The 23,805-nt window shown below is 62.8% G+C and carries 23 protein-coding genes; 16 read left to right on the top strand and 7 right to left on the bottom strand.

All coding sequences use genetic code 11. The features are described 5' to 3' along the window. The 3 genes from NE850_RS06460 to prpF all read left to right on the top strand — a co-directional run. The coding region (locus tag NE850_RS06460; RefSeq protein ID WP_310698542.1) for a citrate/2-methylcitrate synthase at positions 1-227 on the top strand (227 nt) is incomplete at its 5' end. Positions 228-528: 301 nt separating this feature from the next. Continuing rightward, a complete protein-coding gene (acnD, locus tag NE850_RS06455; RefSeq protein ID WP_007176480.1) occupies positions 529-3,126 on the top strand; it encodes a Fe/S-dependent 2-methylisocitrate dehydratase AcnD in 2,598 nt (865 codons plus the stop codon). Between the two features lie 134 nt (positions 3,127-3,260). Continuing rightward, positions 3,261-4,448, top strand: coding sequence for a 2-methylaconitate cis-trans isomerase PrpF (prpF, locus tag NE850_RS06450; protein WP_007176481.1), 1,188 nt, complete (start codon positions 3,261-3,263; stop codon positions 4,446-4,448). A 158-nt stretch (positions 4,449-4,606) separates the two neighbouring features. Here the strand turns inward: prpF and NE850_RS06445 are convergent, their stop codons facing one another. Further along, positions 4,607-5,002 (bottom strand): DUF305 domain-containing protein, encoded by a 396-nt coding sequence (locus NE850_RS06445; RefSeq protein ID WP_310698541.1) that lies wholly within the window; start codon positions 5,000-5,002, stop codon positions 4,607-4,609. A gap of 123 nt (positions 5,003-5,125) precedes the next feature. After that, positions 5,126-5,323, bottom strand: coding sequence for a heavy-metal-associated domain-containing protein (locus NE850_RS06440; protein WP_007176483.1), 198 nt, complete (start codon positions 5,321-5,323; stop codon positions 5,126-5,128). A gap of 152 nt (positions 5,324-5,475) precedes the next feature. On the opposite strand from NE850_RS06440, the gene NE850_RS06435 reads away from it, so the two are divergent. The 7 genes from NE850_RS06435 to NE850_RS06405 all read left to right on the top strand — a co-directional run bounded on the left by NE850_RS06435 (position 5,476) and on the right by NE850_RS06405 (position 11,077). Then, entirely contained in the window at positions 5,476-5,916 is a 441-nt protein-coding gene (locus NE850_RS06435; RefSeq protein WP_007176484.1) for a hypothetical protein, read from the top strand. An 89-nt stretch (positions 5,917-6,005) separates the two neighbouring features. Next, positions 6,006-6,332: a hypothetical protein gene (locus NE850_RS06430; protein ID WP_007176485.1), complete on the top strand. Its 327-nt coding sequence runs from the start codon at positions 6,006-6,008 to the stop codon at positions 6,330-6,332. Next, positions 6,329-7,759, top strand: coding sequence for a TolC family protein (locus NE850_RS06425; protein ID WP_310698540.1), 1,431 nt, complete (start codon positions 6,329-6,331; stop codon positions 7,757-7,759). Before NE850_RS06430 ends, NE850_RS06425 begins: the two co-directional genes overlap by 4 nt. A gap of 1 nt (position 7,760) precedes the next feature. Next, on the top strand, positions 7,761-9,056 hold the full coding sequence (locus NE850_RS06420; RefSeq protein WP_310698539.1) for a copper oxidase: 1,296 nt from the start codon (positions 7,761-7,763) through the stop codon (positions 9,054-9,056). Positions 9,057-9,093: 37 nt separating this feature from the next. After that, positions 9,094-9,444: a copper-binding protein gene (locus NE850_RS06415; RefSeq protein WP_007176488.1), complete on the top strand. Its 351-nt coding sequence runs from the start codon at positions 9,094-9,096 to the stop codon at positions 9,442-9,444. A 252-nt stretch (positions 9,445-9,696) separates the two neighbouring features. Beyond that, positions 9,697-10,656 carry a hypothetical protein gene (locus tag NE850_RS06410; RefSeq protein WP_007176489.1) on the top strand — a complete coding sequence of 320 codons (960 nt, stop codon included), beginning with the start codon at positions 9,697-9,699 and terminating at the stop codon, positions 10,654-10,656. A 106-nt stretch (positions 10,657-10,762) separates the two neighbouring features. Further along, positions 10,763-11,077, top strand: coding sequence for an antibiotic biosynthesis monooxygenase (locus tag NE850_RS06405; protein ID WP_007176490.1), 315 nt, complete (start codon positions 10,763-10,765; stop codon positions 11,075-11,077). 141 nt (positions 11,078-11,218) lie between these two features. Here NE850_RS06405 and NE850_RS06400 read toward each other — a convergent pair whose 3' ends face one another. Then, the gene (locus NE850_RS06400) at positions 11,219-11,842 is read right to left on the bottom strand and encodes an ABC transporter ATP-binding protein (protein WP_035516493.1); all 624 of its coding nucleotides are present in this window, start codon (positions 11,840-11,842) and stop codon (positions 11,219-11,221) included. 242 nt (positions 11,843-12,084) lie between these two features. On the opposite strand from NE850_RS06400, the gene NE850_RS06395 reads away from it, so the two are divergent. After that, a complete protein-coding gene (locus tag NE850_RS06395) occupies positions 12,085-13,395 on the top strand; it encodes an MFS transporter (RefSeq protein ID WP_165187970.1) in 1,311 nt (436 codons plus the stop codon). A gap of 3 nt (positions 13,396-13,398) precedes the next feature. Here the strand turns inward: NE850_RS06395 and NE850_RS06390 are convergent, their stop codons facing one another. Beyond that, positions 13,399-14,439 carry an AraC family transcriptional regulator gene (locus NE850_RS06390; protein WP_007176493.1) on the bottom strand — a complete coding sequence of 347 codons (1,041 nt, stop codon included), beginning with the start codon at positions 14,437-14,439 and terminating at the stop codon, positions 13,399-13,401. 287 nt (positions 14,440-14,726) lie between these two features. Between NE850_RS06390 and NE850_RS06385 the strand changes: the two genes are divergently transcribed. After that, positions 14,727-14,999, top strand: coding sequence for a hypothetical protein (locus NE850_RS06385; protein ID WP_007176494.1), 273 nt, complete (start codon positions 14,727-14,729; stop codon positions 14,997-14,999). A gap of 841 nt (positions 15,000-15,840) precedes the next feature. After that, positions 15,841-17,751, top strand: coding sequence for an ATP-dependent metallopeptidase FtsH/Yme1/Tma family protein (locus tag NE850_RS06380; RefSeq protein WP_007176495.1), 1,911 nt, complete (start codon positions 15,841-15,843; stop codon positions 17,749-17,751). Between the two features lie 84 nt (positions 17,752-17,835). Here the strand turns inward: NE850_RS06380 and NE850_RS06375 are convergent, their stop codons facing one another. The 3 genes from NE850_RS06375 to NE850_RS06365 all read right to left on the bottom strand — a co-directional run bounded on the left by NE850_RS06375 (position 17,836) and on the right by NE850_RS06365 (position 20,362). Next, positions 17,836-18,090, bottom strand: coding sequence for a hypothetical protein (locus NE850_RS06375; RefSeq protein WP_007176496.1), 255 nt, complete (start codon positions 18,088-18,090; stop codon positions 17,836-17,838). 84 nt (positions 18,091-18,174) lie between these two features. Then, complete coding sequence (locus NE850_RS06370) at positions 18,175-18,969, bottom strand: sulfite exporter TauE/SafE family protein (protein ID WP_007176497.1); 795 nt, start codon at positions 18,967-18,969, stop codon at positions 18,175-18,177. Positions 18,970-19,186: 217 nt separating this feature from the next. Then, the gene (locus NE850_RS06365) at positions 19,187-20,362 is read right to left on the bottom strand and encodes an acyltransferase (protein WP_007176498.1); all 1,176 of its coding nucleotides are present in this window, start codon (positions 20,360-20,362) and stop codon (positions 19,187-19,189) included. Between the two features lie 116 nt (positions 20,363-20,478). Here NE850_RS06365 and NE850_RS06360 point away from each other — a divergent pair, with 116 nt between their 5' ends. From NE850_RS06360 to NE850_RS06350, 3 genes are all read left to right on the top strand, one after another. Next, positions 20,479-20,802 carry a hypothetical protein gene (locus NE850_RS06360; RefSeq protein WP_157187685.1) on the top strand — a complete coding sequence of 108 codons (324 nt, stop codon included), beginning with the start codon at positions 20,479-20,481 and terminating at the stop codon, positions 20,800-20,802. 119 nt (positions 20,803-20,921) lie between these two features. Further along, complete coding sequence (locus NE850_RS06355) at positions 20,922-22,055, top strand: OpgC domain-containing protein (RefSeq protein ID WP_007176499.1); 1,134 nt, start codon at positions 20,922-20,924, stop codon at positions 22,053-22,055. Next, complete coding sequence (locus NE850_RS06350; protein ID WP_007176500.1) at positions 22,052-23,722, top strand: tannase/feruloyl esterase family alpha/beta hydrolase; 1,671 nt, start codon at positions 22,052-22,054, stop codon at positions 23,720-23,722. Before NE850_RS06355 ends, NE850_RS06350 begins: the two co-directional genes overlap by 4 nt. The last annotated feature ends 83 nt before the right edge of the window (positions 23,723-23,805 follow it).

Genomic DNA, 23,805 nt, shown 5'->3' with positions numbered 1-23,805 from the left:
GGGACGCGAAGAAGATGTTCCCGAATCTGGACTGGTTCAGCGCGGTCTCGTATCACATGATGGGCGTGCCCACCGCCATGTTCACGCCGCTCTTCGTGATCGCGCGTACGGCGGGCTGGAGCGCGCACATCATCGAGCAGCGTATCGACAACAAGATCATCCGTCCGAGCGCGAATTACACCGGGCCCGACGATCTGCCGTTCGTGCCGCTCGCAAAGCGTGTTTGACGACGCCGTGAGTACTGTTCGGCGCGCAAAGGGTCGACGCGCCAGGGCAAGTGCTTTTCCTTCATTGCGTCTCGAGAGCGCGACGCAATGAAATTGGGCCTTGGCTCGCTGGAACCCCGAGCCAAGGCTGTTTTTTGCGGCGCGTCGACGTGAACGCCGGCAAATCCAACCGGCACACTGCCGCGAGCTTAAACTACACGTACCTGACCGGCCCGCCAGGGAAGCGCTAGAAAAAGGGGCAGCTGATTGTGATCGGCCGCCGCCATCGTCCCCGGATCATTACTGTTTTGTCCCCTACGCCATGAATACCGCAAACCGCAAACGCCTTCCCGGCACCCAGCTCGATTTCTTCGACACGCGTGCCGCCATCGAAGCCATTCAGCCCGGCGCATACGACAAGCTGCCGTACACGTCGCGCGTGCTGGCAGAGAATCTCGTGCGCCGCTGTGACCCGGTCACGCTCGTCGCGTCGCTCAAGCAGATCATCGAACGCAAGCGCGAACTGGATTTCCCGTGGTTCCCGGCGCGCGTGGTCTGTCATGACATTCTCGGCCAGACCGCTCTGGTCGACCTCGCCGGTCTACGCGACGCGATTGCCGCGCAAGGCGGCGATCCGGCAATGGTCAACCCCGTGGTGCCGACGCAACTGGTAGTCGACCATTCGCTCGCTGTCGAGTGCGGCGGCTTCGATCCGGATGCATTCGCGAAGAACCGCGCGATCGAAGACCGCCGTAATGAAGACCGCTTCGACTTCATCAACTGGACCAAGCGCGCGTTCAGGAACGTCGACGTGATTCCGCCGGGTAACGGCATCCTGCATCAGATCAACCTCGAGCGCATGAGCCCGGTGGTGCAGGTGAAAGACGGCGTGGCTTTTCCCGATACGCTGGTCGGCACCGATTCCCATACGCCGATGGTGGACGCGCTCGGCGTGATAGCCGTCGGCGTGGGCGGACTCGAAGCGGAAAGCGTGATGCTGGGCCGCGCGTCGTATATGCGCCTGCCGGATATCGTCGGCGTGGAACTGACGGGCAAGCCGGGTGAAGGCATTACGGCGACCGACGTCGTGCTCTCGTTGACCGAATTCCTGCGCAAGGAAAAAGTGGTCGGCGCGTACCTCGAATTCTTTGGCCCCGGCACGGCCAACCTCACGCTCGGCGACCGCGCGACCATCGCCAACATGTCGCCTGAATTCGGCGCCACGGCCGCGATGTTCTATATCGACGAACAGACCATCAAGTACCTCAAGCTCACCGGCCGCGACGACGAGCTCGTCAAACTGGTGGAAACCTACGCGAAGGAAACCGGCCTGTGGGCGGACAGCCTCAAGCATGCGGAGTACGAACGCGTGCTGAAGTTCGACCTCTCCACCGTGGTGCGCACGCTGGCCGGTCCGTCCAATCCGCATCGCCGTCTGCCGGTGTCGGAGTTGGCGGCGCGCGGCATCAGCGGCAAGGTGGAGAACGAGCCTGGCCTGATGCCGGACGGTGCGGTGATCATCGCCGCCATCACGAGCTGTACGAACACCAACAATCCGCGCAACATGATCGCGGCCGGTCTGCTGGCGCGTAACGCGAACCGGCGCGGACTGACGCGCAAGCCGTGGGCGAAGACTTCGCTCGCGCCGGGCTCGAAGGCGGTCACGCTGTATCTGGAAGAAGCCGGGCTGTTGCACGATCTGGAGCAACTGGGCTTCGGCGTGGTCGCGTATGCGTGCACGTCGTGCAACGGCATGTCCGGTGCGTTGGACCCGGCGATCCAGAAAGAGATCGTCGATCGCGATCTGTATGCGACCGCCGTGCTGTCGGGCAACCGCAACTTCGACGGCCGCATTCATCCGTACGCCAAGCAGGCATTCCTCGCGTCGCCGCCGCTGGTGGTGGCTTATGCGATTGCGGGCACGATCCGCTTCGACATCGAGAAAGACGTGCTCGGTATCGACGCCGACGGTCATGCCGTCACGCTGAAGGACATCTGGCCGTCGGACGCGGAGATCGATGCGATCGTGGCGTCGAGCGTGAAGCCGGAGCAATTCCGCAAGGTGTACGAGCCGATGTTCGCGGTCACGGTCGACACGGGCGAGAAGGCCAGCCCGCTCTACGACTGGCGCCCCATGAGCACGTACATTCGCCGTCCGCCGTATTGGGAAGGCGCGCTCGCGGGTGAGCGCACGCTCAAGGGCATGCGCCCGCTGGCCGTGCTCGGCGACAACATCACGACCGATCACCTGTCGCCGTCCAACGCGATTTTGCCGAACAGCGCCTCGGGCGAATATCTGGCGAAGATGGGCCTGCCGGAAGAAGACTTCAATTCCTATGCGACTCACCGCGGCGACCATCTGACGGCACAGCGCGCCACCTTCGCGAACCCCACGCTGAAGAACGAGATGGTGCTCGAAGACGGCAAGGTGAAGGCGGGTTCGCTGGCGCGCATCGAGCCCGAGGGCAAGGTCACGCGCATGTGGGAAGCGATCGAAACCTATATGGAGCGCAAGCAGCCGTTGATCGTGATTGCCGGGGCCGATTATGGCCAGGGTTCGTCGCGTGACTGGGCGGCGAAGGGCGTGCGTCTTGCCGGCACGGAAGCGATCGTCGCCGAAGGGTTCGAGCGCATTCACCGCACGAATCTGGTGGGCATGGGCGTGCTGCCGCTGGAGTTCAAGCCTGGTGTAAACCGGCTCACGCTCGGTATCGACGGCACGGAAACCTTCGACGTGATCGGCGAGCGCAAGCCGCGCACGGACCTCACGCTGGTGATTCATCGCAAGAACGGCGAGCGCGTGGAAGTGCCGGTCACGTGCCGGCTCGATACTGCCGAAGAGGTCTCGATCTACGAAGCCGGCGGTGTGCTGCAACGTTTTGCGCAGGACTTCCTCGAATCGACGAAAGCGGCCGCTTGAGGCCGCCTGGTTTTCAGATCGCTTGAAGCAGCGAACGTTTTAACGCGGGACAGGGCGATACGGCGCGGCATGCCGTACGCCCTCTGCCGGAAGTCCCCTTGGGGACCGTCCGCCCACATCAGGACACGACTTTCATGGCCCACCAACCTCAGATCAAGATTGCCGCCACCTATATGCGCGGCGGCACCAGCAAAGGTGTGTTTTTCCGCTTGCAGGATTTGCCCGAGGCCGCTCAGGTGCCGGGCGCCGCGCGCGATGCGCTGTTGATGCGTGTGATCGGCAGCCCCGATCCGTACGGCAAGCAGATCGACGGCATGGGCGGCGCGACGTCGAGCACCAGCAAGACGGTGATCATCGCCAAAAGCAGCCGGCCCGATCACGACGTGGATTACCTGTTCGGGCAGGTGTCGATCGACAAGGCGTTCGTCGACTGGAGCGGCAATTGCGGCAATCTTTCGGCCGCCGTGGGACCGTTTGCGATCAGCGCGGGTCTCGTCGACCGGAGCCGGATTCCGCGCGACGGCGTGGCGACCGTGCGCATCTGGCAGGCGAACATCGGCAAGACGATCATCGGGCATGTGCCGATGACCAATGGCGCCGTGCAGGAAACCGGCGATTTCGAACTCGACGGTGTCACGTTTCCGGCCGCTGAAGTGCAACTCGAATTCATGGATCCGGCCGCGGAAGAAGAGGGCGCGGGCGGCTCGATGTTTCCGACCGGCAACCTGGTCGACGACCTCGAAGTGCCGGGTGTCGGCACGCTGAAGGCGACCATGATCAACGCGGGTATTCCGACCATTTTCGTGGATGCGGAATCGATCGGCTACAAGGGCACGGAATTGCAGGACGCCATCAATAGCGACGAAAAAGCGCTGGCGATGTTCGAAACCATTCGCGCGCACGGCGCGCTGCGCATGGGGCTGATCAAGCATCTCGACGAGATCGCGACGCGCCAGCACACGCCTAAGGTCGCGTTCGTTGCGAAGCCGGCCGACTATGTGGCGTCGAGCGGCAAGCGCATCAGCGCGGGTGACGTCGATCTGCTGGTGCGGGCGATGTCGATGGGCAAACTGCATCACGCGATGATGGGCACGGCCGCGGTGGCGATCGGCACGGCGGCGGCGATTTCGGGCACGCTGGTGAATCTCGCGGCGGGCGGCGGGGCGAAGAAGTCGGTGCGCTTCGGGCATCCTTCGGGAACCTTGCGGGTTGGCGCCGAGGCGAGCGAGAGCGGCGGAGAGTGGACGGTCACGAAGGCGATCATGAGCCGCAGCGCGCGGGTGTTGATGGAAGGCTGGGTGCGGGTGCCGCAGGAGAGGTGAGGAGCTTGCCGGCGCCGTCAGCATCATATCGACGATTCGCCGGCACGCGAGCTTGCGGACCTCCCGATTTCGTCCAGAAAGGACGAAGTCGGGAAGGAAAGCGGGTTTGGAGGTGCTGGGGCGAGGTAGCGGAAATCGGACCTGGGCGGCACGCCCGCTCACTTCACCCCGTGCTTCGCCTGCCATCCCTTCATAAACGCGATTTCTTCGTGCTGTGCCTTGATGATGTTCCTTGCCAGCCGCTTCAGCTCCGGATCCTTGCCGTATTTCAACTCGACCTGCGCCATTTCAATCGCGCCCTGATGATGCGGAATCATGTGCGCGACAAAATCCTTGTCGGTGTTGCCCGTGTAGTCGGCGCTCATGTCCTGCATCATTTTGTCGTCGGCGGCCTTGAACGCTTGCGTCGACTCGCCGGTGCCGGCGTCCGCCGAACCGGACATATCCATGCCGGGCATGGCCGCCGGTTGCTGGGCGTGGACGGGCGCGGCAGCGACAGCAAACGCAAAGCCGCCGACGAGACAGAGGGCACGAAAGGCGCGAAGGTTTTTCATAGCGGATGTCCATTGGGAAAAGGTTGTCTCGAACGACGCTGATGCAGGCAAGCGAAAACGGCGGCGTGCTCCCGCTTCCGCTTCCCGGCGGCGATCCTATCAGGTGGTCAGGCTTTCAGGTGATCAGGTTCTCAGCGACGGATGAAAGCCCGCCGCTTCGATGGCCTCGATGAATTGCGCGGGTGCCAGCGTCGACATGACCTTGACGATTTTAACGGGGAGATCGACTTCGAGCTTTGCAGCCGGGTCGAGACTCGTGACAGCACGTGTGATGGCGTTGGCGCACCCGCCGCACGACATGTCCGGGACGGTGAATTCCATTTCCTACCTCCGATGAGAAGTCATGGCTTAAGCGTGAACCTTCCCACGGCGGTAAGGTCAAGCGTCTTTTTGCGGGCAGGTCGAAACCGTATCGCCGCACTAAAAGCGGGCACACGCGGCGTGGTCCCGGTCATACGATTTCCCGGAACCGCATGCTAGACTTCGTACCCATGTCCTGCTGGCGCAAACTCTTCATCGTCGTGCTGCTTGCGCTGAGCCTTCCGGTTCAGTCGTTCGCGGCCCTCTCCATGAAATGCGAGTCTTCGCATTACGTGGGCGATGGGGCGCCCACGCATCACGAGCATGCCGGTTCAATGGCTCAACATCATGACCATGCCGGGATGGAGGCCGCTCAAGCCGACCCTATCGCCGGTGCTCACCTTCAGCATTACAACCCGGGCAGCAGCGAGCATCACGTGCACGCTTGCTCCGCCTGCGCGTCCTGCTGTTTCGGCGGCGCGTTGCCGATCACGCCGGCGGCCTCTCTGTCCGCTAGCGCCATTCAGTTCGCTGTTCCTCTGCCTCCCGCTGTGCGCGTCGCGTCGTTTCTGACCGACGGCGTCGAACGTCCTCCCCGACTTCCTCTCGTCTAGTTCTCTCGCAGCCCCGCGCTGCGGTGTTCCATTTCGTCTCGATGGCGGCCGTGTGTCGTCCATCGGCACGGTCTACGACGAGACTATCCATGCGAATGTTCATTGCGGCGCTGCTCGGCGCGACGGCATATCTGCCGGCGCTCGTGCACGCCATGCCCATATTTCCCGATCCAGCGGATGCGGCCGTATCCGTGCCTGCGGTCGAGGTGCCGTCCGCCCTGGCCGATTATCGGCCGTACCGCGAGCAGCAAACAACGAGTTGGCAGGCGCTCAATCGCGCGGTGACCAATCCTTCTGATGGCGCTGGAATGAGCCACGGCACGATGCATTCGGGCGTCGATTCGGGCGTCAATCCGGGTATCGCCGAAGCCAAAGACGATGCCCACGGCTCCCACCACGAAGGGGCGGCAAAATGAAGCCGCGCCTGTTCCCTTTTCCCCGTGCGATTGCAATCGCCATTGCAGCGGCATTGCTCGCCGGCTGCACGACATTCTCAAAAGACGGCGGGTTTGGCGCCGTGTCGACCGCGGCCTCGGAGCGGCTTGGCAAAGACGCCGTGCAGATAAAAACGGATGAAGATCGACGCACCGCCGCCAGCCGCACGCAAGAACTGCTGTCCACGCCGCTCAGCATGGACGACGCGGTCCAGATCGCACTGCTGAACAACCGCGGTCTGCAGGCTTCGTATAGCGAGCTCGGCATCGCTGAAGCGGACCTCGTTCAGGCAGGCCGCCTGCCGAATCCCGGCTTCTCGTTCAGCCGCACGCATGGTGGCGATGACCTGAGTATCAGCCGCACATTCACGCTCGGCGTGCTACGGGTGCTGACAATGCCGCTGACGACGCGCATCGAAAGCCGCCGTTTCGAGCAGACCCGCTTGCTCACCGCGGACGCCATGCTCAAAGTCGCCGCCGATGCCCGGCGCGCCTACATCAACGCAGTTGCGGCCGGGCAATCGGCGGTCTACGCGGAGCAGGTGAAGGACTCGGCCGAGGCCAGCGCCGAACTCGCGTCACGCATGCAGCAGGCCGGCAATTTCAGCAAGCTCGATTACGCGCGCGAGCAGGCCTTTTACGCGGAAACGATGGCGCAAGTAGCAAGAGCGCGACAACAGTTGGTGTCCGCGCGAGAAAAGTTGACTCGCGCGATGGGGCTCTGGGGTTCGCAAGCACAGTACAAACTGCCTGCGCGTCTCCCCGATCTGCCAGCCACGCGCCCCGAACTGCACGATCTGGAAGCCTTCGCAATGCAGAACCGGCTCGACATCCAGGCCGCGAAGCTGCAAACGCAAAGCGTAGCCGGTGCACTGGGCTTGAGCAAGGCGACGCGTTTCATCAATGCGCTGGACGTCGGCTATCAGAACAATTTCACGACTTCGGACGGCCGCGAGCAGGGCTATGAGATCAGCGTCGAGATTCCCGTTTTCGACTGGGGCAGCGCCAAAGCGGCGCGTGCGGAAGCGATCTACATGCAGTCGGTGAATCGCCTTGCCGGGACCGCGATCGACGCGCGCTCCGAAGTGCGCGAATCGTATTCGGCCTACGTGTCCGGCTACGACCTGGCGAAGCACTATCGGGACGAAGTCGTGCCGGTGCGCAAAACCATCTCCGATGAACTGCTGCTTCGCTACAACGGCATGCTCGCGAGCGTGTTCGAACTGCTGGCCGATTCACGCGAGCAGATCGGCGCGGTGAATAGCGCTATCGACGCGCTGAAAGACTACTGGCTCGCGCAAACCGATTTGCAACAGGCGCTCGGCGGCCGGTTGCCGGTTGCTGCTATCGCGACGCCGCTCGCATTCACGACGCAAGCGGCGTCGTCCACTGAATCGGAAGGTCAATGACATGGTGTCACGTCGACATTTTATCGGCGGCTCGGGAGCCGCTTTGCTAGGCGCCGCGCTGGTCAGCAAGGCCGGCGCCGCGTCGCTGCCCGAAGCGCCCACGATGGCCACGGCCGCCATGCAGGCGCCGCGCGCGCCGTCGAATGGCCGGCCTTACACGCCGGTCGCCACGCTCAACGGATGGTCGCTGCCGTGGCGCATGAAGAACGGCTGGAAGGAGTTTCATCTGACCGCGGAACCGGTGGTGCGCGAACTCGCGCCGGGCATGAACGCGAATCTATGGGGTTACAACGGCCAGGCGCCTGGGCCGACCATCGAGGCGGTTGAAGGCGACAAGGTGCGCATTTTCGTGACCAACCGGTTGCCGGAGCACACCACGGTCCACTGGCACGGCATGCTGCTGCCGTGCGGCATGGATGGCGTGGGCGGCCTCACGCAGCCGCACATTCCGCCGGGCAAGACGTTCGTGTACGAATTCCGGCTGGAAAAGCCCGGCACCTTCATGTATCACCCGCACGCCGACGAGATGGTGCAGATGGCAATGGGCATGATGGGCATGTTCATCGTTCATCCGAAAGATCCGGGCGTGATGCAGGTGGACCGCGACTTCGTGTTCGTCATGTCCGCCTACGATATCGATCCGGGCAGCTTCACGCCGCGCGTGAACGAGATGACCGACTTCAATATGTGGACATGGAACGCGCGCGTGTTTCCGGGCATCGATCCGTTGCCGGTGCGTGCGGGCGATCGCGTGCGTATCCGCGTCGGCAATCTGACGATGACCAATCACCCGATTCATCTGCACGGCTATCACTTCGAAGTAGTGGGCACGGACGGCGGCTGGATTCCGCCTTCCGCGCGCTGGCCCGAGGTCACGGCCGATATCGCAGTCGGGCAGATGCGTGCTATCGAGTTCACGGCGAATCGTCCGGGCGACTGGGCGTTTCATTGCCACAAGTCGCATCACACGATGAACGCGATGGGGCATCAGTTTCCGAACATGATCGGCGTGCCGCAGAAAGACCTGGCGAAACGTATCAACCGGCTGGTGCCCGACTATATGGCGATGGGTAGCACGGGCGGTTCGATGGGCGCAATGGAAATGCCGCTGCCCGACAACACACTGCCGATGATGACCGGCACCGGACCATTCGGCGCGCTCGAAATGGGCGGCATGTTCACGGTGGTGAAAGTACGCGAAGGGTTAGGGCGAGACGATTACCGCGATCCGGGCTGGTTCGCGCATCCCAAGGGAACAGTGGCTTATGAATATACCGGCGAGTTGCCGGACGGTTGATGTCGTGACGAACATATTTAACTTTGGCGAGGGTGAGATGAAGAATGTATTGATTTCGATGATGACGGTTTGCATGCTGACGATTTCCGCTTCGAGCTATGCGGCGGAACCGGCGAGCCATGCAGCGGCGAGTGCGGACGGCGCTCAGGTGGGCGGTGACGCGAAGGCCGGTATGTCGCATGGCGAGGTCAGGAAAGTGGATCTGGCTGCCGGCAAGCTGACCATCAGGCATGGTCCTTTGGAAAACCTCGGCATGGATGCGATGACCATGGCGTTCAAGGTGAAAGATCCGGCAATGCTCTCGCAGGTCAAGTCCGGAGATAGCATCGACTTCGTCGCTGAAGAGGTGGACGGGGCGCTGACGGTGATGAAACTGGAGAAGCGATAGCGGGCCCGGCATGCCTGCCCGGCCCCGCTGAGCCAGACGGCAAGCGTTTCCCGGACGGCAAGGCAGCTTGGGCAGGCATGGTCGAGGTCTCTCACGGGAAGTCTTACCGCCTCTTTTGTGCGGTAGCTCACCAAGTCGAGCCGAACTTACTCGACGCGCGCTTTTGAAATGTTATTCTCGGGCGTCGTGAACTTCATTGTGCACAGACGCGGGCGACTTCAAAGAATACCTAGATCCCATCAGGAGACGGGCATGCTGAGAAAGGTAGTCGATCGGGCGAAAAAGATCCGACGCAGCGAGGGGTTCAAGCATTCCGTGGCCACACCACGTCGCATTTCGCTTCATGCTACACAGCGTTTGAACAGGGGAATCTTTGCCATTGAAATTCAGGAGAACTCCGGTTTTTTCTCCGTGATGCAAATGGTCCTGTTTATCCTGATGTATTGCGAAGAGAAATGCCTGTCGCCGTGCATTAGTGCTCGCGGTGGGCTCTACGGCGATCCTGAAGGAAAGATGGACTGGTTCTCGGCCTTCTTCGATTCCATGCATGGCGAGGCCACGGCGTCGCTCACCCGCAAGGTGAGAAAGTCTACGGTTCGCGATCTCGTGCAACTGGGATTTCGTCAACGCTACGAGGCCCGGCTTCAACTCGGGAGCGCCAGCGAGCTATTCTTCGCACATTACCGGCCAGCGGGCCATATTCAGGACGAGGTCGACACCATCTGCCGGCAACTCGAAATCGGCATGTCGACGCTCGGCGCGCATTTCAGAGGCACGGACAAGACGCTGGAAGCCATTCCGGTTTCATGGAGCGATTTCTGTCGCCACATGGAAACGACGCTCGCTGAAAACCCGCACCTCACTAACATTTTCGTTTCAAGCGACGAACAGGCCTTTCTCGACTTCTTCGTTGCCTGGCCATTTCGCAAGCCGGTCAAGGTGGCGCCCGCGAAATTGCTCGCGAGCGGCAACACGCCGGTTCATTTCAGCGGCTACCCTGGGCTCGAAATCGGTCGTGAAGCATTGGTCTGCAGTCTGCTGTTATCCCGTTGCGGATATCTGGTGAAGACGCCATCGTATCTATCGGCATGGTCCCGAATATTCAACCCGTCGCTGCCGGTGAAACTCGTATCGCCGCCGCGGCCGGATGCATTCTGGTTTCCGGACAGCCGGCTCTGGCTCGAACAGGTGGCGCAAGACAAAGCGGCCTGAAAACGGACGCTTTCTGCTGTCTCGCGGTCGTGACATTGATCGGAAGATTGACGGGCATATAATCAAAGCCCGCGAGATCTATCGTGACTGCAAAGAGGCCTTCAGCATGTACATTGCCATGAACCGTTTCAAAGTGACGCCCGGATCCGAAGCCGCTTTCGAACATCTCTGGACAACGCGCGATACGCATCTGAAAGAGGTGCCGGGCTTCGTGGAATTTCATCTTCTGAAGGGGCCACAGAAGGAAGATCACGTTCTGTATTCCAGCCATACGATATGGAACGACTACGCGTCCTTCGAAGGCTGGACGAAATCCGAGGCCTTTCGCGCGGCGCATCGCAACGCCGGTGGAGACAACCGGGTGCTCTATCTCGGACATCCGGAATTCGAAGGCTTCGAGGTCATTCAGACCGTCAAATGAACGCGTGACTTCGGCTATTGGGCCGCGTACGTCACCCAAGGGGCGCCTTGCGTTGGGTTTCGTTCGCGGCCGCGAGCGCAGTTCAAAACCGGCGATCCGTTCATGGTGGGCGCTCGTGCACGACGGCACCAGCAGGACGACCTAGCCGCGCCCGCCGAGGTCGGCGAAAGTCACACTGCGTGCCTCGCACGCATCGGTAAAAACCGTGTCGTAGCTCGAGAAAAACACCGTGCGCGTTTGCGCGAGGGTTCTGAACAGATCAACCAGTACGGCGCGCGCGGCGGCGTCGAGTCCCCCGACGGGTTCGTCCGCGATCAGAACGCGGGTCTCACCGAGCACGGCAGCAGTCAGGAAAATCTTCTTGCGCGTACCGAACGACATCTGCTCGAAGCGTTTGTCGAGATGCGGCGTCAGGCCGAAGCGGTCCGCGAGGTCCAGGGTATCGCCCGTTACCGCGGTTTTTCTCGCCGATGCCACCTTGTTCAGATATTCGCGACCGGTCTGATCCGGATAGGTCATGCAGTCTTCGGGCACGTAAGTGAGCACGGATTTCGCGGCGAGCGGCGCAGTGCGCAACGAATGGCCGCCGAGCCACACCTCGCCGGCGTCGGGCTCGATCGTGCCCGCAAGGAGGCCGAGTAAGGTCGATTTGCCGCTGCCGGACTCATCGTTCAACGCCACGCATCCGGAGGTGATGTCGTCATGCAGTCCCTGAAAGATGAGGCGTTCGCCGTAGCGCTTGCTGAGGTTTTCGAATCGAAGCATGGGTTGGAGCGTGTGCCGGGTGTCTTTTACAGGGTAGCGTGGCGCAAGTGTAGCAGCGTGGGTGGCCTCCGCCGTCGCCTCGAAGCCGCGTCGGAGTAAGAGCATGTAAGCCTGTAGTAGACCAGGGGCTGAAAGAACCCGCTGCATGACGTAAAGTTGCGCCCGCCTGGGCCGTTAGAATAGCAACCTCGTTTTTCTCGCCACCTTCCTGAATACCTCGACGGATTCGTCGATTGCACCTCATGCACACTGCTGCCGGCAAAGCGGTTCCACTATCCCGCGCAGAACTCGGGCGTATCGTTGCCGCCATCGTGATCGGCAATGGTTTCGTCGCCTATGACTTTACCGTCTATAGCTTTGCGGCTGTCGCGATCGGCAATCTGTTCTTTCCGTCGCACGATCCCGCGTCGTCGCTGTTGCTCTCGCTCGCCACCTTTGGCGCGGGCTTTGTGATGCGTCCGCTCGGCGCGATCATGATCGGCCACATTGCCGACAGCCGTGGCCGTAAAGCCGGCCTCACCGCATCGCTCGCCTTGATGACGCTCGGCACATGGCTGATCGCGTGCCTGCCGGGTTACGCCTCGATCGGTCCGACCGCGACCGTGCTGATGGTGCTCGCGCGCCTGATGCAGGGGCTCGCGGCGGGCGGCGAAATCGGCCCGGCGTCGGCGTCGCTGATGGAGTCGGCCGGCTACCGGCATCGCTGTTTCATGGTGAGCTGGCGTGGCGCCAGCCAGGGCGCGGCCGCTTTCGCCGCCGCGCTGGTCGGCGCGAGCACCACTGCGCTGCTGTCGCCCGCCGCCATGCATGCATGGGGCTGGCGCATTCCGTTCGTGCTGGGCGGGCTGATCGGCCCGGTCGGCTGGTATCTGCGGCGCCGGATGCCGGCAGCGGCGCCGCAGCAGCGTACGCGGCTCAGCCCGCGGCGTCTGTTCGCGGAGCACATGCGCCCGCTCGTCTGCGGACTTCTGATGATGGCGGCGCCTTCGGTGAGCATCTACGTCACTGTGTTCTACATGCCGGCCTACCTGGTCCGTACATTGCACCGGCCGCCGACCATCAGCCTGCTGACGGCCTGTCTGTCCGGCCTCGTGATTCTCGTGGTGACGCCGCTGATCGGGCTCGCGGCCGACCGGCTCGCGAGCCGCAAGACGCTGCAGTACGTATCGCTCGTGGCTTCGCTGGCGGCGGCCTGGCCCGCTTTCTGGGCGCTGACGCACGGCGCGGGCAATCTCGTGTCGCTCGTGATCATCGCGGCTTACGTGGCGCTCGCGGTGAACAACGCCGGTGCCGGTTCGGTGCTGATGATGGAGGCGTTCCCCGCTCACCGGCGCGCGGCCGGATTGTCGGTGATCTACAGCTTCGGCGTGGTCCTGTTCGGTGGATTTTCACCGTTTCTGGTGACGTGGCTCATCAACCGGAGCGGCGATCCGATGGTTCCGGCGTGGTATCTGATGGGCGCGACCGCGTTCACGCTCGCGGCGCTGAAGGCGTTTCCAGAGCAGACGGAAGCGGGCGTCCGCGCCGCCAGCGTTGCGCCGCCGCTCGCCTGAGCGCTAGGCCGCGCTGCGCAATTGCCGTAGGTCGAATGCGCGGGCGCGCATGTCTTGCGGACTCATGTCGAAAGCGCGGCGAAAGGCGCGGGTGAAGTCGGAGGCGCTCTGAAAGCCGAGGCCGAAAGCGATTTCCGTCACCTGAAGGTGCGGGTAACGAACTAGTTCGTCCGCCGCCTCCCGCAGGCGCCGATGGCGAATGTAGGCGCCAAGACCGCCTTCATGCTCGAACCAGCGATAGATCGTCGCGCGTTTCAACTGCAGCGCCTGGACCACGCTGGTCGGCGTGAGGTCGCCCTGATGCAGATTGGCCTCGATATAGCGGCGTACCCGGCCCATCACCGCAGCTTGCAGCGCGGCGCGGCCCGTGCCGCTCAGGCGCGCGTCCTTGCGAAACGTGCCTACCATCAACTGCGCGCCCGCGTGCAGCGCCTCGACGGCGCTGGCCGGATCGAGGTTGGGAATTTCGCGGGCGAGAGCCGTCATATGATCCAGCACGACGCCGGTCAGCGGCGAGCCCTGCTGGACGATACGGCCGTGAATCGCGGCGCCGTCGCGCAACTCCTCGTCCACCACGGCGGCCGGCACGAACAGGCTCAGGAGGCGGCATTCAGGGCGTTCGGCGCGAAACGGCTGGTTCAGGTCGAACGCGACGATGCCCTGCACCGAACCCGGCTCGCTGCGCTTCTTGCGCATGCCGGTCACATGGCCGACTTCCCCTTCCACGAAGAGCTGAAATACGTAATCGCGACGCGAGTCCGTGGACACGCGCGCCACCGAGCGTTCCAGCAGCATCGAATCGGTACTGCAGTCCGTCAGCACCATGCCGCCGACCGCGTATAAATCGATTTCACCGCGAAATCCCCCGGCAACCTGCGCCTTCGACGGCGGCGCGTCGACCACATGTCCCACGCGCTGGCGCCAGGCCAGGAACTGTTCGTCGGGCGCGAGGCCGTGCGTGCTGAAACGGCTTGTCGAAATGGCGGAGCGCGAATGGGCGGCTGCGGCTGCGGCCAGGTGATGCGGCAGTGAGCGCTGATTCATGAATCGATGGCTGCGAGCGAGGAGTGCGGTTTCGGCGAGTATGCGCAATGCATGGGAGATTTATCGCCGTCGCCATAAATTTGAGACGGATGGTCAAGCCTAACAAAAAAGCTGCATTAATGTTGCGCGACTAGATGCAGACCGTTTTCGCCGACGGCGCGGCACGCCGTGGACCGCTGCCGCCGTATCGGAATCGCAACTGCGCATGGAAAGCGCGCCGATCCGCTATCAGCGGCGCGGGGAGCGAAAACAGACTTTGCCGGCAGGCAATTCACGGGGTATCAAGAATGGGCGGCACGGACAGGCGGCCGACCGCGCGGCGTCCGGCCACGCTGGTGGACGGCCAACTGCGGCATCTCGAGAGCGTGGTGGAGTACGTGACGCGTGGGGACGCGTCCGGCGGGCTGCATTCGCTCGACCACGGGTATTGGGAAAAACGCATTCGGGCGCTGGAAGAGACTTACGAACTGATTGCCGCCCAGCGGCAGCGTGTGACGAAACTCCTCGAAAGACTCGCGAGTGACGCGCCGATCGCGCTGAAGCCGCGCACGGCCGCCTGAACCGACCGAAGAACAAGCACGAGAACCGGGGTTGAGCAGAGGAGGACCAGATCGATGCATGCCGGCATCGGTAATAAAAACTGAAGAACCTGAGAGAAAGTGGCGAGGGTGCGAACGGGCCCGCAGAGGCCCGTCGCACATCCGCCCAGCCTGACCTGCAATCGACATTCGCGGCGCGACTCCGTGCTGCGGGGTCGGCCTCCGACGACCTTCTCGCTCATGAGGCGGTGAATGACTTCCGCCAACGGTGCGCATCGCTCGATTAGCGCCGAACAATTCCCTCGCGCACAACGTGATTCCTTCCTGATCGCCCGCAGTATTTTGCGGTGGCGAAAACATGCCGATTGTTGGTCATTCTCCATCGCGTGCAATGGCTTGGCATCTCACGCCGTTTGCTGCGCGGTGCGAGCGCTAGCACTAAATCCATACACAACGTTGCGCCGGCATCGGCCGTCGAAAAAGAGGGTCCTACTGTAATTCTGACCGCTTTAATTGGGGAGCGGTTAAATGTAGGTATGCAGAATACGCGACGAATTTAGCGCTGATAAACTGTGCGCTGGAGCGGCTCGTGACTGCAATGCGCGCAACGCCCGCTCCCCAGCAATCCGGTAGCCCAAATCGCCGGATAGACGGTAGAAACAGGCTTTTTCCGCGATTTTGAAGAAACGGCGGCACGGCATACTTGACCGTGTTCTGTCCGTTAAAAGGGACGCATGGTTGGGTGTCCTTTCTTCTGGGTCATGCACGGTGTCGCCTCTGTCGATTCCCTTTCGCCAACCTCTGCCCATCTGATTTTGACAAGTATCGGGGCTCGCCTTGAGCCCGTTTTTGGAAGTGACTCATGAAGCCGGGAAAGAACTCGCTTGGTAAAAGACGCACACGCAGACGCAAGATCGCCATGTCGGTGGCGGCAGCACTCATCGGGGGGGTGTTCGCATTCGGCGTGTGGCATTACCAGCAACGCGCGGCGCAGGTCGCGCCGGCGCTGACCGGCGTCGCGAACCAGATGCGCCGCGATGCCTCGGCATGGACGCATGAAGAGAAAGACGCGTCGCAAATGCTGCGCGATATTCACGACGGCCACGTTGCCGCGGTTGGCGTGAGTCCCAACGCGATCCTGATCTCGAGGCGCGACGGCACGAAATACTTCGTCACGGACCACAACGCGACGTTCTCGCATGCGCTTCTGCTCGGCGAACCCAAATCCGGCGAGGCCGCCGCATACCAGCTCGTCTGGCTTCCCGACGCGGACATTCGTACCGGCGGCTCACGCTGGCTGCAGGTGTTCGACCAGACCCGCGACGCCATCAGCGTGCTGCTTCCGCTGCTGTTGATCGGCGGCATGGTGTGGTTCATGCGGCGCGAAATGCGCGGCGGCGCGAGGCTTCTCGACAGGGCGCCCGCGCTGCGTTTCGACGACGTGATCGGCGCGTCTGAAGCGAAGGCGGCACTCGCGGACATTCGCAGCTATCTGTCCGACCCGAAACAGTTCACGTCGATGGGCGTGCGCGCGCCGTGCGGCATTCTCATGGTGGGCGGACCGGGTGTCGGCAAGACGCGCCTCGCTCAGGCGCTGGCGGGCGAGTGCGGCGCGAACTTCATTTCGATCACGGGCAGTTATTTCAGTGCGAAGTACTACGGCGTCGGCATCCAGAAGGTCAAGCATCTGTTCGAACTGGCGCGCAAGAATGCGCCCACGGTGATTTTCATCGACGAAGCGGACGGTCTCGCCAAACGCACGGATACGGGCGGCGGTCCGGTCGAAGCCGAGAGCAACCGCATCATCAATCAGTTGCTGGCGGAGATGGATGGCTTCGCTTCGAACGAAGGGGTCATCATCGTTGCGGCGACCAATCATCCCGACAATCTGGACGAGGCATTGCGCCGGCCCGGCCGCTTCGATCGCACGGTGCAGGTCCGTTTGCCCGATCGCGAAGACCGCGCGAAGATTTTCCGCTTCTATGCCGAGAAGCTGAAGTCGAAGTCCGCGGACATCGACTATGACCAACTGGCGAGACTGACCACGGGCCTGTCGCCGGCAACGGTGGCGATGGTGGTGAATCAGGCGGGGCTCGTCGCGCGCAAATCCGGCGACACCGAAATCGCTTCGAAGCATTTCATGGAGGCGATCAAGATTGCGCGCATCGGCGACGTGAGCGGCGCCGAGCGCGCACTGAGCGAAGACGAACGCACGCGTATCGCCGTGCACGAAGCGGGGCATGGTCTCGTCGCCGCGCTGCTGGGCACGGGAGTGCTGGAAGAAGTCACGATCCTGCCGCGCGGCGGCGCGTTGGGCGTTGCGCTCATCACGAAAGCGCAGGACAAGCACCTGTATCGCGAGAGCGAGATCCGCAATGAAATCCAGGTGCTGCTCGGCGGGCGCAACGCGGAAATTCTCACGTTCTCCGAAGCATCGAGCGGCGCTGCTTCGGATTTGCAGGAAGCTTCGCGCATCAGTCTGGACATGGTGTCGAAATTCGGCTTTAACGCCGAAGGCAACCTGTTCAGCCTTGCGGCACTGCCGTCGCAGTATGCGGGGTTGCAGATGAAGAGTGCGATCGAACACGCGAACGTGCTGCTCAAGGAATTGAACGAGTTGTGCCATGCGCTGCTGCATGCGTACGAACCGGTGCTGCGCGCTATTGCCGACGAACTGCTCGAGCAGGAGACTGTGCCCGGAGAAACCGTGTACCGGTTGATCAGGGAGCACAAAAGCACACTGAAAATCGTCCACGAGCCGGCGGCGGCTTGAACGAATGACTGACTGCGCGGTTGTGTGACATCTCGCGGGCGGCGCCGGCAATCGGCGCCGCCCGTTGTCTTTTGACGATCCGCGCTACGCAAAATCCGACGGCCCGGGCGGTGGAACACCGGCAGGCGTGTCAGTGTCGCCCAACGCCTCGTCCTTGGCTTTATCGGCAGGCGGTGGCGTTTCACCTTTCTTCGGCAGCGGCTGATCGAGACCCGGTTCGACTGGCGTAGGAATGGCGTCGCCAATAGGCTTGGAAACCTCGGTAGGCCGGCTGCCGGGGTCTTCTTCGGCCTGGCGCTCGGGCTCGTGTTCGTTCGGGGAATTGGCCTTGGTTGCCACGAGATCTCTCCGGTTGGTGAGGATGACACCATTGGGCAGCAATGCGCGTACCACGGCCGTTTCGAACCGGCGCAGCGGTCAGGCTTATAAAACGCCCGATTTCCAGATCATCTGCGCCGCGGCGGCCACCACGAATACGAGCACGAGCGCCCGAAACGCGCCGGGCGGCAACCGGTCCCGCAAGGGCCGCACCAGCAGCATTCCCACGATCACCGGCACGCTCGCGCAGGCCGATATGGCCAGATCCGTCCAGCGGGCATGCGCGCCGCCGCTGAATGTCGCGACGAGCGTAATGATCGAAACCACGAGAATGATGGCGATCTGCTTCGTGAACGCTTTACCCGTGGCGCCCGTGGCGATCAGATACATCGCGAGCAAAGGGCCCGGCACCGAAGCGATGCTCTCCATGAGCGCGGCGCCGAAGCCCAGCACGAACCCCGCCGGCTTCGCCCATGTCGGCGACAGCGTAAGCCGCGGGGACGCCAGCAACAGCAATGCCGCGATCATCAGCAACGCGCCAGCAGCCGCTTGCGCGCGATGCGGCGCCAGCGAAATCAGCACGCTCACCCCGACGATGTTGCCGATCACGGTGCCGATCAGCGGCGCGGCGATGCGCCGGACGGTCGGCAGCAGCTCTCCGCCTTCGAGTGCCTGCGGGATATTGCCGAGGATGATCGGCATCGAGAGCAGAAGAACCGCTTCCTTGATCGGCAGGAAGTGGCTGAGGATCGGCATCGCCACGAGCGGCACGCCGATGCTGACCACGCCCTTGACCATGCCGCCCAGCAGGAGCGCGGCGGCAATGCCTAGCAATGCGTAGAAGTCGAGCGCTTGCAGGCTCGCGCCGAGAACGCCGTCGGCGAAAGTGAAATGAGGCATGTCTGAAAAACGCGGGCTGCAAACCGCGAGTTGGAGTCCGCGAGCCGGCGCGCGGATCGGATCGACCGGACAACGCGCGGGCGGTGGCTTGTTGTTATCGTTTGGCCAGTTCGGTCCCGAGTGTCGCGCGAGATTCGAAGCAGCCGGCTAAGTGAGGCCGCATGATACCGCGCCCTCACATGCGCCGCGTGCAAGCGAAACGTAAGACCTGCCGATGTCAGACCGCGTCCGACGCGGTGCGCTCTTCCGTCAATGGCGGCTCGACTCGCTCGTGACGCGACGGCAATGCGGCCGGCGTATACGCCGGCCCCGCCGCACGCCGCGTCTTCAACCGCAGGATCGGTTCCTCGATCAGCCGCCATGACAGAACTGCCATCGTGAGCGCAATCGCAAACGACCCTGCAATGCCCGCGACGTGCGCCCACAAGGGCACCACGCCGCCGAAGAGCGCGGCGGCGTGATGATTGCGCGTGAGGTCGGGGATCAGGTTGTGATAGAGATAAAAGCCATAGCTGATTCGCCCGAAGCTCACCAGCCAGCCCGTTTCGAGCAGGCCGATGATCACCGCGTTGCGGCAGCACGCAATCGAACACACCAGCGCCGCGATGCATAGGCCGTACGCGGCACTGACTGCGGTGAACAGCATGGGGTTGCCCAGCTCGCTCCACATCGGTTCGGTCGCGCAGAAGGCCACGAGCCCGAGGCTCAACGCGAAGAGCGTCGCACCGTGTCCGAGCCACGCTCGCAAGCGGCGCTCTTTGCCCGCGATCATCAAGCCGCCGATTCCGCCCAACGCGAGCAGCCAGAAGTTCGTCAGCGGGTGCGTGTAGATGGTGATGTCCTGCCAATGCGCCGCGCGCATCGCCATTAGCGAAACAAGTCCGGCCACGACGATCACAAGGCACACCGCGCGATGCCGTCTCGAGGCAAGCAGCAACAATAGCGGCGCGAACACGAGATAAAACTGCTCCTCGATCGCGAGGCTCCACAAATGCGAGTAGCGCCCGGGCCAGTAGTGCAGCACCGAGCCGATCCAGATATTGGACAGGTAAGCAAAATGAAACGGCATGCCGCTCGCCAGTTCGGGACTCGCCAGGCCGAACGCCATCAGTACGCACATCACCAGCAGCATCAGGTAGTAAATCGGAAATATGCGCAGGGTCCGGCGAAACAGAAACCGCTTCAATTCGGCGCCGAATCGGCTGGCGCCGTTTTCAATGCGCGTGCGTTGAGCGGAAAGAATGCCGATGATCAGAAATCCGCTCAGCGCGAAGAAGATCCATACGCCGAGATGGCCGATCTCGCCGATGTCGCCGAACAGGCGGTGCTGAAAAAATACCATCAGGACTGCGATCGCACGCAATCCGTCGAAGCCGGCAATTCTGTCGTTCATGTGGTCGTCTTCCAGTGCGAAGGTAGCGCGCGCGGCGCGGCCGTTCTGGACGGTAATGGAAGGACCGGGGCGCTCGGTGACGCTCAGCTCAGCCGCGGCGAATAGAAGGCGTCGCAATGACGCTCGACGTGCCTGCCGATCGCGGATCGGCTGACCGCGTGTCCGGTCCACATGAGTGGCCGCCGTCGAAGGTGGCATCGCTTGAAATGCGCGAGGTCCGACGGGCGTGCATGAAATCATCCTACGATGAAAAAAAGCGAAAAAAATCGTGCATCGCATCCGGCGATTTATTTTCCGCGCCCATTACCGATTGCATTCTCGGCCGGCGCTTTAAAAGCGCAATTCTTGCCGCGAATCGAATAGGCGGAACAGGTGACGACTCAGTATTACCGCATGCCGACAGCCGTATTTCAGATTGCCGCTGCGCGATGTGGAATTAGAGGCCGGTTGTCAGCGCGCGCGGATGGGCCGCGCGGCATCGGCGGGAACGTTTTATTGTCATGGTGTTCCTACGAAAAACGGCGCACGACATGGGTGCGCCATTCCTGCGAGAACCTGAATGGAAACCCGTCGCGGCCGCCTGGGAGGAGATCCCCTTGGGGGACGCTCTATCGAAGTGGATTTCTTCCGCGGCGTGGTGCTGATCGTCATCGTGCTCGACCATATTCCCGGCAGCACGCTCTCGCATCTGATGCTGCACGCCTACGCGCTGTGCGATTCGGCAGAAGTGTTCGTGTTTCTCGGCGGCTATGCGTCGGCGGCGGCTTATACGGCGGTGCTCGCAAAACGTGGCGAGAGTGCGGCGAAGTTGCGCTTTGTCCGGCGGTGCTGGGAAATCTACCGCGCCTATCTGTTGACGGCGGTGCTGACTCTGCTGTCCGGCGCCGTGCTCGCCATGCTGAACCTGAACCGTCCCATGGTCGACCTGACCGGATGGCCGCTTTTCGCGGTTCAGCCGCTGCGTGAAGCGCTTGATATCATGCTGCTGCGGCGCCAGCCTTATCTGTCGAGCGTGCTGCCCATGTATGTGATCTTCGCGCTGTGCGTGCCGTTCGCGGTGCCGCTGGCCCGGCGTTCGCCGCTGCTGGCGCTGGGTTTGAGCGTGGCGATCTGGGCGCTCGCCCGGCCGCTGGCCGCATTGTTCAGCATTGACGAGGTGGCCGACTGGGCTTTTAATCCGTTTGCATGGCAGTTGATGTTCGTGCTCGGAATCCTGTCCCGGGTGCAGCCCGTCAGCGAGCGCTTCCATGCTACCCGCACCGCTCGCTGGTGCACGTGGGGCGCGGCCGTGGCCGTGCTGGCGTTCGCTATCGTCAAACTCTTCGTGCTGACGCAACCGTTGCCCGGCACGTTTAAACAGAACCTTTCTCCCGATCGCGTGATCAATTTCATCGTCATTGCCTGGGTCGCCGCGCAGTTCGTGCGCATGGGCAGCATCGCGTGGCTCGCGCGGCGGTTGCCCGCCGTGGTTACGGTCGGCCGCACCGGGCTCGTGTGTTTCGTGGCGGGCACGCTCGTGTCCCTGATCGTCGATACGGCGACGCCGCACACATTTCATGGCTTTCGCGGGGTGCTGATCGGACTGGGCGGCGATCTCGTCGCCATCGGCGCCGTACTCATGATCGCGCGCGGCTGGCGTGGCTGGAAAGGGCAGCAGACGGGTGCGGCTGCCAATGGCGCAGGTTACGGATGAGGGCGAGTTGGGATCCTGCGCGTGCCGCGCGCGAGTCGCGCGCGGCCATCCAGGTTGCCGGTGCGCTGTTGTGGCTCGCCGCCCACCCGGCGTTCGCCGCGCCCAAAGAGGCGCCGCTCGCCATGCGCTGCGCCGAATTCGCGGGCGCCATTCTGCCGCCCGAACTCATTGCCTTGCCGACCGCCGGTGCGCAGATCGAAAGCGCGGCCATGGTGAGCGCCACCGCGCCGGGCAATCAGCAGGGCGTCGAGTATTGCCGTATCACCGGCCGTATCAAGGGCGTCAAAGCCACCACACCCGACATCCGTTTCGATCTGAATCTGCCGCGACGCTGGAACGGTCGCGCATTGCAGATCGGCGGCGGCGGCTATAACGGCGTTGTGGTCAGCGGAACCGGCGTGATGCCGTTTTCGCCGAATCGCGCGCCGCTCGCGCAGGGGTACGCCACGTTCGGCGACGACTCGGGGCATGTCGGCGATTCGTCGGTCGCGGTCTTCGGTCTTGTCGATGAGGCGGTCACGAATTTCGGCTTTGCGCATCTGAAGAAAACGCACGACGCCGCACTTGCGCTGATTGCCCGCGCATATGGCCGCCCGCCGCAACGGATGTATTTCGCCGGCGGCTCGACCGGCGGCCGCGAAGGCTACACCGTGATGCAGCGTTTTCCTGACGACTACGACGGCGTGATCGCCAATTCGCCCGCACTCAATTTTTCCGGCGTGCGTCTGCTCGGCGTGAAGCTCGGCCAGGCGGAGTACAACACGCCCGGCGGCTTCATCCCGCCGTTGCTGCTCGAACACGTCTATCAACGCACAGTCGCCACGTGTGACCGGCTCGACGGCGCGGCGGACGGCATTGTCAGCGACGTCGCCGCGTGCCGCGAGCGCGAAGCCGACATCATCGCCTCGCTGCGCTGCGCCGGACGCACGCCGTCTCACGATGAATGCCTCACCGACACGCAACTCTCCGCCTTGCTCGTGATGCGCGACGGACTCTCGTTGCCCTACCGTCTGGCCTGGGACGTGAGCGGCTATAGCGGCTACAACATTTTTCAGGGCACGCGTCTGAACGGCCTGCTCGGCCTCGCGCATCAGCCGGAACGCCTGCCGGTGCCGACGTTCTTCGCCAATGGTTATCTGTTCGCGCAGGGCGACGGCTACATCCGCTATTTCGTTGCGCGCGACGCCGGCTTCGACTCGCTCCGGTTCGACCCGCAACACCCCGGAAAATATCGCGCGCAACTGGTCGCGCTGTCGCAGACGATCGGCGCGATGAACCCCGACCTTACGCGTTACATTGCACGCGGCGGCAAGCTCATCACGCTGCAAGGCCTCGCCGACGAAGTCATCAGCCCGAACCAGACCATTAGCTATTACGACACGTTGGTCGAGCGGTTCGGCATCGACCAGGTCAATAATTTCATGCGCTTGTACATGGTGCCGGGATTCCAGCACGGCAGCGGCGTGTTCATTCCATCCGTCGATCTGCTGGGCGCGCTCGATAACTGGGTGACGCGCGGCGCTTCGCCCGAGACCTTGACGGCGACCGATATCGCGGCGCCGACCAATGGCCGCTCACGTCCGCTGTGCCGCTATCCGCTGTTTCCTCGCTACGTCGGCAAGGGCAATGTGAACCTGGCCAGCAGCTTTGTCTGTGCTGAGCCGTGACCGGCAGAGTCTTGCATTGCAAGAAGCGTCGTGGAAATTGAAAAGCCGGTATGCATGGTTGCAGCTCCGGAGCAGGCTCCGGT

This window comes from Paraburkholderia sp. USG1 (assembly GCF_031570135.1).
Lineage (GTDB): Bacteria > Pseudomonadota > Gammaproteobacteria > Burkholderiales > Burkholderiaceae > Paraburkholderia > Paraburkholderia dioscoreae.
The sequence above is the reverse complement of the archived record's forward strand: the minus strand, read 5'-3'. Positions and strand labels throughout refer to the sequence as shown.

Bases quoted from the DNA above. Each gene is read 5' to 3' on its own strand.
- acnD (WP_007176480.1), top strand. From the start codon at position 529: ATGAATACCGCAAACCGCAAACGCCTTCCCGGCACCCAGCTCGATTTC.
- prpF (WP_007176481.1), top strand. From the start codon at position 3,261: ATGGCCCACCAACCTCAGATCAAGATTGCCGCCACCTATATGCGCGGC.
- NE850_RS06445 (WP_310698541.1), bottom strand. From the start codon at position 5,002: ATGAAAAACCTTCGCGCCTTTCGTGCCCTCTGTCTCGTCGGCGGCTTT.
- NE850_RS06440 (WP_007176483.1), bottom strand. From the start codon at position 5,323: ATGGAATTCACCGTCCCGGACATGTCGTGCGGCGGGTGCGCCAACGCC.
- NE850_RS06435 (WP_007176484.1), top strand. From the start codon at position 5,476: ATGCTAGACTTCGTACCCATGTCCTGCTGGCGCAAACTCTTCATCGTC.
- NE850_RS06430 (WP_007176485.1), top strand. From the start codon at position 6,006: ATGCGAATGTTCATTGCGGCGCTGCTCGGCGCGACGGCATATCTGCCG.
- NE850_RS06425 (WP_310698540.1), top strand. From the start codon at position 6,329: ATGAAGCCGCGCCTGTTCCCTTTTCCCCGTGCGATTGCAATCGCCATT.
- NE850_RS06420 (WP_310698539.1), top strand. From the start codon at position 7,761: ATGGTGTCACGTCGACATTTTATCGGCGGCTCGGGAGCCGCTTTGCTA.
- NE850_RS06415 (WP_007176488.1), top strand. From the start codon at position 9,094: ATGAAGAATGTATTGATTTCGATGATGACGGTTTGCATGCTGACGATT.
- NE850_RS06410 (WP_007176489.1), top strand. From the start codon at position 9,697: ATGCTGAGAAAGGTAGTCGATCGGGCGAAAAAGATCCGACGCAGCGAG.
- NE850_RS06405 (WP_007176490.1), top strand. From the start codon at position 10,763: ATGTACATTGCCATGAACCGTTTCAAAGTGACGCCCGGATCCGAAGCC.
- NE850_RS06400 (WP_035516493.1), bottom strand. From the start codon at position 11,842: ATGCTTCGATTCGAAAACCTCAGCAAGCGCTACGGCGAACGCCTCATC.
- NE850_RS06395 (WP_165187970.1), top strand. From the start codon at position 12,085: ATGCACACTGCTGCCGGCAAAGCGGTTCCACTATCCCGCGCAGAACTC.
- NE850_RS06390 (WP_007176493.1), bottom strand. From the start codon at position 14,439: ATGAATCAGCGCTCACTGCCGCATCACCTGGCCGCAGCCGCAGCCGCC.
- NE850_RS06385 (WP_007176494.1), top strand. From the start codon at position 14,727: ATGGGCGGCACGGACAGGCGGCCGACCGCGCGGCGTCCGGCCACGCTG.
- NE850_RS06380 (WP_007176495.1), top strand. From the start codon at position 15,841: ATGAAGCCGGGAAAGAACTCGCTTGGTAAAAGACGCACACGCAGACGC.
- NE850_RS06370 (WP_007176497.1), bottom strand. From the start codon at position 18,969: ATGCCTCATTTCACTTTCGCCGACGGCGTTCTCGGCGCGAGCCTGCAA.
- NE850_RS06365 (WP_007176498.1), bottom strand. From the start codon at position 20,362: ATGAACGACAGAATTGCCGGCTTCGACGGATTGCGTGCGATCGCAGTC.
- NE850_RS06360 (WP_157187685.1), top strand. From the start codon at position 20,479: ATGACGCTCGACGTGCCTGCCGATCGCGGATCGGCTGACCGCGTGTCC.
- NE850_RS06355 (WP_007176499.1), top strand. From the start codon at position 20,922: ATGGAAACCCGTCGCGGCCGCCTGGGAGGAGATCCCCTTGGGGGACGC.
- NE850_RS06350 (WP_007176500.1), top strand. From the start codon at position 22,052: ATGAGGGCGAGTTGGGATCCTGCGCGTGCCGCGCGCGAGTCGCGCGCG.